At 71.6% G+C, this 9,682-nt stretch carries 7 protein-coding genes; 6 read left to right on the top strand and 1 reads right to left on the bottom strand.

Going from position 1 to position 9,682, the window contains the following annotated elements; genetic code table 11:
• Window positions 1-77 precede the first annotated feature (77 nt).
• Window positions 78-3,245 (bottom strand): isoleucine--tRNA ligase, encoded by a 3,168-nt coding sequence (ileS, locus tag ACFU3E_RS37805; RefSeq protein WP_384169183.1) that lies wholly within the window; start codon window positions 3,243-3,245, stop codon window positions 78-80.
• A gap of 626 nt (window positions 3,246-3,871) precedes the next feature.
• On the opposite strand from ileS, the gene ACFU3E_RS37800 reads away from it, so the two are divergent.
• From ACFU3E_RS37800 to ACFU3E_RS37775, 6 genes are all read left to right on the top strand, one after another.
• Window positions 3,872-4,927, top strand: a complete 1,056-nt coding sequence (locus tag ACFU3E_RS37800) for a TraR/DksA family transcriptional regulator (RefSeq protein WP_384169180.1) — start codon at window positions 3,872-3,874, stop codon at window positions 4,925-4,927.
• 89 nt (window positions 4,928-5,016) lie between these two features.
• A complete protein-coding gene (lspA, locus tag ACFU3E_RS37795) occupies window positions 5,017-5,718 on the top strand; it encodes a signal peptidase II (protein ID WP_384169177.1) in 702 nt (233 codons plus the stop codon).
• A 43-nt stretch (window positions 5,719-5,761) separates the two neighbouring features.
• Entirely contained in the window at window positions 5,762-6,706 is a 945-nt protein-coding gene (locus ACFU3E_RS37790; protein WP_384169174.1) for an RluA family pseudouridine synthase, read from the top strand.
• The gene (locus tag ACFU3E_RS37785; RefSeq protein WP_384169171.1) at window positions 6,703-7,170 is read left to right on the top strand and encodes a GNAT family N-acetyltransferase; all 468 of its coding nucleotides are present in this window, start codon (window positions 6,703-6,705) and stop codon (window positions 7,168-7,170) included. The genes ACFU3E_RS37790 and ACFU3E_RS37785 overlap by 4 nt, the downstream gene beginning before the upstream one ends.
• 95 nt (window positions 7,171-7,265) lie before the next feature.
• Window positions 7,266-8,852: a Na+/H+ antiporter gene (locus ACFU3E_RS37780; protein ID WP_384169167.1), complete on the top strand. Its 1,587-nt coding sequence runs from the start codon at window positions 7,266-7,268 to the stop codon at window positions 8,850-8,852.
• Between the two features lie 61 nt (window positions 8,853-8,913).
• Window positions 8,914-9,654: an SDR family NAD(P)-dependent oxidoreductase gene (locus ACFU3E_RS37775; protein WP_384169164.1), complete on the top strand. Its 741-nt coding sequence runs from the start codon at window positions 8,914-8,916 to the stop codon at window positions 9,652-9,654.
• The last annotated feature ends 28 nt before the right edge of the window (window positions 9,655-9,682 follow it).

Genomic DNA, 9,682 nt, shown 5'->3' with positions numbered 1-9,682 from the left:
TGCGTACGCAACGCCGAAGGCCCGGGCCCGCCAAGATTTTTGGCGGGCCCGGGCCTTCGGGCTGTTCGGCCTGAGGGTTAGGCCTTGCGCAGGCGGAACGTCAGGGACAGGCCCTCGTCGGTGAAGGGCTCGCCGTAGGTGCCGTCCGCCTCGCCCTCGGCGCTGTGCTCATTCAGGAAGGCGGTGGCGAGGACCTCGTCGGCGATCAGGCTGGCGTGGCCGGTCAGGGCCTCGACCGTCGCCTGGTCCGTGGCCGTCCAGCGCAACGCGATGCGGTCGGCCACGTCGAGGCCGCTGTTCTTGCGGGCCTCCTGGATCAGGCGGATCGCGTCACGGGCCAGGCCGGCGCGGCGGAGCTCCTCGGTGATCTCCAGGTCCAGGGCGACCGTCGCGCCCGAGTCGGAGGCCACCGACCAGCCCTCGCGTGGGGTCTCCGTGATGATGACCTCGTCGGGAGCCAGCGTGACGGTCTCGCCGTCGACCTCGACCGCCGCCGTGCCCTCGCGCAGGGCCAGGGACAGGGCGGCCGCGTCGGCGTTCGCGACAGCCTTGGCCACGTCCTGGACGCGCTTGCCGAACCGCTTGCCCAGCGCGCGGAAGTTGGCCTTCGCCGTGGTGTCGACCAGGCTGCCGCCGACCTCGCTGAGCGTCGCCAGGGACTCGACGTTCAGCTCCTCCGTGATCTGCGTGCGCAGTTCGGAGTCCAGCGTCTCGAAGCCGGTCGCGGCGATCAGCGCTCGGGAGAGCGGCTGACGCGTCTTGACGCCCGACTCCGCACGCGTGGCACGGCCGAGCTCCACCAGCCGGCGCACCAGGACCATCTGCTTCGACAGCTCCGGGTCGATGGCGGTGAGGTCCGCCTCGGGCCAGGACGACAGGTGGACCGACTCGGGGGCGCCCGGGGTGACCGGGACGATCAGGTCCTGCCACACCCGCTCGGCGATGAACGGGGTCAGCGGGGCCATCAGCTGCGTGACCGTCTCGACGACCTCGTGCAGCGTGCGCAGAGCCGCCTTGTCGCCCTGCCAGAAGCGGCGGCGGGAGCGGCGCACGTACCAGTTGGACAGGTCGTCGACGAACGCGGACAGCAGCTTGCCTGCGCGCTGGGTGTCGTAGGCGTCCAGCGCCTGGGTGACCTGGTCGGTGAGCGCGTGCAGTTCGGACAGCAGCCAGCGGTCCAGGACCGGGCGGTCGGCCGGGGCCGGGTCGGCCTGGGACGGGGCCCAGCTCGACGTACGGGCGTACAGGGCCTGGAAGGCGACCGTGTTCCAGTACGTCAGGAGGGTCTTGCGGACGACCTCCTGGATCGTGCCGTGGCCCACGCGGCGGGCCGCCCACGGGGAGCCGCCGGCCGCCATGAACCAGCGGACCGCGTCGGCGCCGTGCCGGTCCATGAGCGGGATCGGGTCCAGGGTGTTGCCCAGGTGCTTGGACATCTTGCGGCCGTCCTCGGCGAGGATGTGGCCGAGGCAGACGACGTTCTCGTAGGACGACTTGTCGAAGACGAGCGTGCCGACGGCCATCAGCGTGTAGAACCAGCCGCGGGTCTGGTCGATGGCCTCGCAGATGAACTGCGCCGGGTAACGGGCCTCGAACAGTTCCTTGTTCTTGTAGGGGTAGCCCCACTGGGCGAACGGCATCGAACCCGAGTCGTACCAGGCGTCGATCACCTCGGGCACGCGGGTGGCCGTCTTCCCGCAGCCGTCCTGGGGGCAGGCGAACGTGACGTCGTCGATGAACGGCCGGTGCGGGTCCAGGCCCGACTGGTCCGTGCCGGTCAGCTCGGTCAGCTCGGTGAGGGACCCGGCGCAGGTGAGGTGGTCGTCCTCGCAGCGCCAGATCGGCAGCGGGGTGCCCCAGTAGCGGTTGCGGGACAGCGCCCAGTCGATGTTGTTGTTCAGCCAGTCGCCGTACCGGCCGTTCTTGACCGTGTCCGGGAACCAGTTGGTGTTCTCGTTCTCCTGGAGGAGGCGGTCCTTGAGCGCCGTGGTGCGGATGTACCAGGAGGGCTGCGCGTAGTAGAGCAGCGCGGTGTGGCAGCGCCAGCAGTGCGGGTAGCTGTGCTCGTAGGGGATGTGCCTGAAGAGCAGGCCGCGGCTGTCGAGGTCCTCGGTGAGCTTCTCGTCGGCCTTCTTGAAGAAGGCGCCGCCGACGAGCGGGACGTCCTCCTCGAAGGTGCCGTCGGGGCGGACCGGGTTCACGACCGGCAGGCCGTAGGAGCGGCAGACCTTGAGGTCGTCCTCACCGAACGCGGGGGACTGGTGGACCAGACCCGTGCCGTCCTCGGTGGTGACGTACTCGGCGTTGACCACGAAATGGGCCTCGGCCGGGAAATCGACCAGCTCGAAGGGGCGCTGGTACGTCCAGCGCTCCATCTCGGCACCGGTGAAGGACTGGCCGGTGGTCTCCCAGCCCTCGCCGAGGGCCTTGGCGACCAGCGGCTCGGCGACGACGAGCTTCTCCGAACCTTCCGGGCCCTTCGTCGCGACGACGTAGGTGACCTCGGGGTGGGCGGCGACCGCCGTGTTGGAGACCAGGGTCCAGGGCGTGGTCGTCCACACCAGGAGCGCGGCCTCGCCGGCCAGCGGGCCGGAGGTGAGGGGGAAGCGGACGAAGACCGACGGGTCGACGACCGTCTCGTAGCCCTGCGCCAGCTCGTGGTCCGACAGACCCGTGCCGCAGCGGGGGCACCAGGGGGCGACGCGGTGGTCCTGGACCAGCAGGCCCTTGTTGAAGATCTCCTTCAGCGACCACCAGACCGACTCGATGTACTCGGGGTCCATCGTGCGGTACGGGTCGTTGAGGTCGGTCCAGTAGCCCATGCGGGTCGTGAGCTCTTCGAAGGCGTCCGTGTGCCGGGTCACCGACTCGCGGCACTTCTCGTTGAACTCCGCGATGCCGTACGCCTCGATGTCCTGCTTGCCGGAGAAGCCGAGCTCCTTCTCGACGGCGAGCTCCACCGGGAGGCCGTGGCAGTCCCAGCCTGCCTTGCGGGCGACGTGGTAGCCGCGCATGGTGCGGAAGCGGGGGAAGACGTCCTTGAAGACGCGGGCCTCGATGTGGTGGGCACCGGGCATGCCGTTGGCGGTGGGCGGACCCTCGTAGAACACCCACTCGGGGCGGCCCTCGGACTGCTCCAGGCTCTTGGCGAAGATCTTCTGCTCGCGCCAGAACTCGAGCACGGCGTGCTCGAGGGCGGGCAGGTCGACCTGGGCGGGTACCTGGCGGTACGTCGGCGATGTCATCAGCGGGCTTCCTCCGGCGGACTTGCTGCCTTCCGTCCGGAGGGACGAGAGCTACGTCTGCCTGCGCCGCCTTCGGCGCGCTCCCGCGGTACCACCCTCCTTGGCCCTCCGGCACGTGTGCGCCGGTGAGCCCCCTCATTGGGGTCGCGATGCCGGGTCTACTGGCCCCTACGGCCGGTGGGCGGGGCCCACGGCGCAAGGCGTTCTTCCGGCGGCTCCGGGGTGATCTTCACGTCGCGCTCGCCCCCGGGCTTCCACCGTCCCCGGGTCGCTCTGGGCTGCGTACGCCGCTACTCGTCCCCATCCACGCTTTTCGCTCCGCCCAGTGTACGGCGCCGCGCGGACGGCGGCCGACCGGTTTTCGGGGCTGCCGGGGGCGCGGTGCCGGGTGGGGTGCGATATGGGTTTGATGACCCTAATGGGGTGGTATAGGTGTTCGGATCCTGGGACGTCCGGCACGACGGATTACCGGGCGGGGAGCTGGGCACAACGGATGCAGGTTCGCCGCGCGGCGTGCGCGAGGCGGGCGAATCGGGCGGTGTGCCCCGTTGCCGCGGGACTCGAGTCGATTTATCGTCCCAGCACGATTCGCGAGCAAGATCACAATATGTGAAGGGGCCGCGGCCATGGTGGCGAAGAAGACCGCCGTACAGCAGCCGGCGTCCGGCAGGTCCGCGGAAGCCTCCGGCGGTGCGGCCAAGGGCGTGGGCGGGAAGAAGTCCACGCAGGGGGGTTCGGCGGGGCGGGCGGCGAAGGAGGGCGGGGGGAAGGCGGCTCAGGGGACGGCGGCAGCCGGGAAGAAGGCGACGGCCAAGGAGACCGGGGCCAGGGAGGCCGGGGCCGGGGAGGCCCGGGTCAAGAAGGCGGCGACCAAGGCGGCAGCGGGCAGGAAGGCCACGTCCAAGGCGCCGCGGGAGAGAGCCTCGGCCGAGAAGGCGGCGGGGAAGAAGACCACGGCCGGGAAGACCGACCCGGCCGGGAAGACCGCCGTCAGGAAGACGGCGGGCAAGAAGGCGGCGGGGAAGAAGACCGCCGCCGGCAAGGCCCCGGCCGAGAGGTCCGCCGGCGGCAAGAGCACCACCACGAAGAGCGCGGTCGGGAAGGGCGCCCCCCGGACCGGCGCGGTCACACAGGACACGGCCGCGAGCAGCACGGCCAAGAAGGCAGGTGCGGCCGAGGCCGCGCAGCAGACGGGAGCGACGACGGTGGTTGCGAAGAAGACTCCTGGCACGGCCACGGCGGCGAAGACCGCCGTTCCGAAGGCACGGGTCGCCGCGGCGGAGCCGGATGAGCTCGCGGTACGCCCGGGCGAGGACCCCTGGACGACGGAGGAGGTCGAGGAGGCGCGGTCCGAGCTGACGTCCGAGGAAACCCGGCTGCGCGAGGAGATCACGTCGTCGGAGCGGTCGCTGGCCGGTCTGATGCGGGACTCCGGGGACGGCGCGGGCGACGACCAGGCGGACACCGGCACCAAGAACATCACCCGCGAGCACGAGCTGGCCCTGGCCGCCAACGCGCGCGAGATGCTCCTCCAGACCGAGCGCGCCCTGGAACGCCTGCACGCGGGCACCTACGGTCTGTGCGAGAACTGCGGCAACCCCATCGGCAAGGCCCGCATGCAGGCCTTCCCCCGGGCCACGCTCTGCGTGGAGTGCAAGCAGAAGCAGGAGCGCCGCTACTGACCGGCCGCCGAATGCCTCCTGAGCACGTGCGACATACGGGGTGTGCCGTACCCTCGTCCTCAGTCAGGCACCTAGGTTGAGGGACTCACGTGGCAGAGGCGGAGCGCATCATCGGTACGCCGGACACACCGGACGCGGCCGGGAGCGGCAAGGAGCGGCCCGACTCCGAGGGCACGCCGGCCGGCGGGTCCGGCACCGACCCGGCGGCCGCGGCCGCCGCCGGGGCGTCCGGTACCGGCGAGCCGGAGGCCACCGCCGGGGCGTCCGGTACCGGCGAGCCGGAGGCCACCGCCGGGCAGCCCCGCGGCAGGCGCCGGATCGCGGTGCTGTTCGCCGTCGCCACGGTCGCGTACGCCCTCGACCTGATCAGCAAGTTGATCGTGGTGGCCAAGCTGGAGCACCACCCGCCCATCGAGATCATCGGGGACTGGCTGAAGTTCGAGGCGATCCGCAACGCGGGCGCGGCCTTCGGCTTCGGCGAGGCCTTCACCGTGATCTTCACCATGATCGCGGCGGCGGTGATCGTGGTGATCGCCCGGCTCGCCCGCAAGCTCTACAGCCTGCCCTGGGCGATCGCGCTCGGCCTGCTGCTCGGCGGTGCGCTGGGCAACCTCACCGACCGGATCTTCAGGGCACCGGGCGTCTTCGAGGGCGCGGTCGTGGACTTCATCGCGCCCAAGCACTTCGCCGTCTTCAACCTGGCCGATTCGGCGATCGTGTGCGGCGGCGTCCTGATCGTTCTGCTGTCGTTCAAGGGCCTCGACCCGGACGGGACCGTCCACAAGGACTGAGCGCGCGTACGGCCCTGCCGGAGCCGTCCGGCATACTCGACGGGTGAGCACGCTTCCCGAGATCCGTACCCTGCCCGTGCCCGACGGCCTGGAGGGCGAGCGCGTCGACGCCGCCATCTCCCGCATGTTCGGCTTCTCCCGGACCAAGGCGGCCGAGCTCGCCGCCGCGGGGAAGGTCACGGTCGACGGGTCGGTGGTCGGCAAGTCGGAGCGCGTGCACGGCGGCGCCTGGCTGGAGGTCGAGATGCCGCAGGCGCCCGCGCCGGTGCAGGTGGTGGCCGAGCCGGTCGAGGGCATGGAGATCGTGCACGACGACGATGACGTGGTCGTGATCGTCAAACCGGTCGGTGTGGCCGCGCACCCGTCGCCGGGCTGGAACGGGCCGACCGTCATCGGGGGCCTGGCCGCCGCCGGGTACCGGATCTCCACCTCCGGCGCCGCCGAGCGCCAGGGCATCGTGCACCGGCTCGACGTCGGCACCTCGGGCCTCATGGTGGTCGCCAAGTCGGAGCGTGCCTACACCTCGCTCAAGCGCCAGTTCAAGGAGCGCACGGTCGACAAGCGGTACCACACGCTCGTCCAGGGCCACCCCGACCCGACCAGCGGCACCATCGACGCGCCCATCGGCCGGCACCCCCAGCACGACTACAAGTGGGCGGTCACCGCCGAGGGCAAGCCGTCCGTCACGCACTACGACCTCATCGAGGCGTTCCGCGCGGCCTCGCTGCTCGACGTGAAGCTGGAGACCGGCCGCACGCACCAGATCCGCGTCCACATGGCCGCCCATCGGCACCCCTGCGTCGGCGACCTCACCTACGGCGCCGACCCGACGCTCGCCAAGCGCCTCGGTCTGACCCGGCAGTGGCTGCACGCGGTGCGGCTCGGCTTCGAGCACCCCGGGGACGGGCAGTGGGCGGAGTTCTCCTGCGACTACCCGGAGGACCTGCACAAGGCCCTGGAGCAGGTCCGCGAGGAGACCTACGCGTGAGCACGCCGTACGTGGTGCGGGTCGCCGCGGACCCGGCCGACCGTGAGGCGTGCTTCGCGGTGCGCAAGGAGGTCTTCGTCGGCGAGCAGGGCGTGCCGGAGGACCTCGAGTACGACGCGTACGACGCCGGAGCGGTCCATGTGCTGGCGCTCCGGGAGGACGGTGTGCCGCTCGGGACCGGGCGGCTGCTGCACGGGGAGGCGGCCGCGGCGCAGACCGGCGCCGACCCGGCCGTGGGCTCCCTCGGCCGGCTCGCCGTGACGGGCCCCGCACGCGGGCTCGGTGTCGGAGCCGCCCTGGTGCGGGCCATCGAGGACGCGGCACGTGCCCGAGGGCTCGCGGCCGTGGACCTGCACGCGCAGACGCACGCGCTCGGCTTCTACGAGCGGCTCGGCTACGAGACCTATGGCCCCGAGTACGTGGAGGCGGGCATTCCGCACCAGGGGATGCGGCGTTCGCTGTAGCCCCTCATGGCGGGTGCCGAAACGGTTTGCCCCAGGAGTCGCGTGGCAGGCTTGAGGTCAGTCGTGTGACCATGTGACCTCCCGGAGCGCTGACCGTGGATCAGTTGGCCCTGCTGTTCTTGCTGCTGCTCGGGGCCGTGATCAGTGTCCCCGTGGGCGACCGGTTCAAAGTGCCCGCGCCGGTGCTGATGACGCTCCTGGGGATCGTCCTCGCGCTGCTCCCGTTCGTGCCGAACGTCGAGATCGCGCCGGACCTGATCCTGCCGCTGCTGCTGCCGCCCCTGCTGTACGCCGCCGTGCGGCGCACCTCCTGGCGGCAGTTCGCGGCGAACAAGAGGCCGATCTTCCTGCTGGCCGTGGCGCTGGTGTTCGTCACCATGGCCTGCGTTGCCGCCGTGGCCGACGCGATCGTGCCGGGGCTCCCGCTCGCCGCGGCCTTCGCGCTGGGCGCCCTGGTGGCGCCGCCGGACCCGGTCGCGGCGACCGCCGTGGCCGGGCAGCTGGGGCTGCCGCGCCGCCTGGTGTCGATCCTGGAGGGCGAGGGGCTGTTCAACGACGTGACGGCCATCGTCCTCTACCACGTGGCGATCGCCGCCGCCGTCAGCGGGACGTTCTCGCCCTGGAAGGCCGGGCTCGACCTGGTGCTGTCGGCCGTGGTGGCGGTGGCCGTGGGCCTCGCGCTGGGCTGGGGCGCGAACAAGCTGATGGAGGTGCTCGGCGACGCGACCCTGCAGATCGGGCTGACCCTGCTGGTGCCGTACGCCTCGTACGTGATGGCGGAGGAACTGCACGGGTCCGGTGTGCTCGCCGTGCTCACCACCGCGCTGTTCCTCGCGGAGTACGGCTCCGACGCCGACGACGTCATGACGCGGCTGGCCGGGCACACGTTCTGGAACATCGTCGACACGCTCGTCACCGGCGTCGCGTTCGGCCTGGTCGGCCTCGAGCTGCACAACGCGATCCGCACGGCCTCCGGACGGTGGGGCGAACTGCTCTGGTGGGCGGCGGTGGTGGTGGTCGTCGTCGTGTTCGCCCGGCTGCTGTGGCTGCTGCCGGCCACCTGGCTGACCAAACGGCTGCACGCGCGGCGGGACTACGACGAGGACATCCCGGTGAGCTGGCGCGAGACCGTGGTGATGTGGTGGTCGGGGATGCGCGGGGTGGCCTCGGTCGCGCTGGTGCTGGCGATCCCGCTGGAGACCGACGCGGGCGCGCCGTTCCCCAGCAGGGACGAGATCATCTTCATCGCGTTCGGAGTGATCATGGCGACGCTGGTGCTGCAGGGGCTGACGTTGCCGTGGCTGGTGCACCGGCTCGGGGTGAAGGCCGACACGGACCAGGAGAAGGAGTTCGCGAAGGTGTTGGCGATCCGGGCGGCCAAGGCGGCGAAGCAGCGGCTGCGGGAGATCGAGGGGAACGAGGAGCTGCCGGAGGAGCTGTCCGAGCAGATGCTGCGGCGGGCCTACGACATCGGGGTGCGGATCAGCCCCGAACTGGCGGAGGACGAGCGGCGGGAGGCGTACCGCGAGGGGGCCCGGCGGGTGCGGCGGGTGCGGCGGATCCAGCAGGAGATGCTGAGTGCGGCACGGCACGAGGTACTGGCGGCGCGCAGTGAGCCGGGCGCGGATCCCGAGGTGGTGGACCGGATTCTGCGGCACCTCGACGTCCGGAGCCTGCGGTGAGCCGACGGCCCCGGCTGCCGGTTTTGACGGCGGGCGGCCGGGACGTCGTAGGGTCGTCGGTATGGCACGGAACGTGGTGATCAGTGGTGGAGGAACGGGAATCGGGCTCGCGGCGGCCCGGGTGTTCGCCGCCGACGGGGATCGGGTGCTGCTGCTCGGGCGGCGGGCCGACGTGCTGGAGAAGGCCGGGGTGCCCGGCGCGCTGACGTACGCGGCCGATCTCGCCGAGCCGGAGGACGTGCGCGGTGTCGCCGCCTTCGTGGGAGCGGAGCTGGGCGCGGTGGACGTGCTCGTGCACAGCGCCGGGGGCAGCGGGCTGCTTGAACCGGACGTCCCGGGTGACGATCCGCTCGCGGCCGTCGCGCACACCTGGAGTGTGAACTTCCGGCTCAACACCCTGACGGCGGTGCTGCTCACCGAGGCGCTGAAGCCGCGGCTCGCCGAGCCCGGCGGACGGGTGCTGTTCCTCAGCTCCATCGCCGCCTACCGGGGGTCCGGGAGCGGGGCGTACGCGGCGGCCAAGGCGGGGCTGCATCCGTACGCCCATGACCTGGCTCGCGAGCTGGGGCCGCGCGGCATCACCGTGAACGTGGTCGCGCCCGGGTACATCGAGGACACCGAGTTCTTCGGGGACGCGATGGCCGAGGAGCGGCGGGAGCGGCTCATCGGTGAGACCTCGAACGGCCGGGCCGGGACCCCGGGGGACGTCGCCGAGACCCTGCACTGGCTGGCCTCCCCCGGTGCCGGGCACGTCACCTCGCAGATCATCCAGGTCAACGGCGGCGCCGAGCGGGGCCACTGACCCCCGCGCACGACAGGAGGGCTGCCCG

Source organism: Streptomyces sp. NPDC057424, assembly GCF_042803315.1.
Classification (GTDB): Bacteria; Actinomycetota; Actinomycetes; order Streptomycetales; family Streptomycetaceae; genus Streptomyces.
This window is presented reverse-complemented; position numbering and strand designations above follow the sequence as displayed.

Bases quoted from the DNA above. Each gene is read 5' to 3' on its own strand.
- ileS (WP_384169183.1), bottom strand. From the start codon at position 3,245: ATGACATCGCCGACGTACCGCCAGGTACCCGCCCAGGTCGACCTGCCC.
- ACFU3E_RS37800 (WP_384169180.1), top strand. From the start codon at position 3,872: ATGGTGGCGAAGAAGACCGCCGTACAGCAGCCGGCGTCCGGCAGGTCC.
- ACFU3E_RS37775 (WP_384169164.1), top strand. From the start codon at position 8,914: ATGGCACGGAACGTGGTGATCAGTGGTGGAGGAACGGGAATCGGGCTC.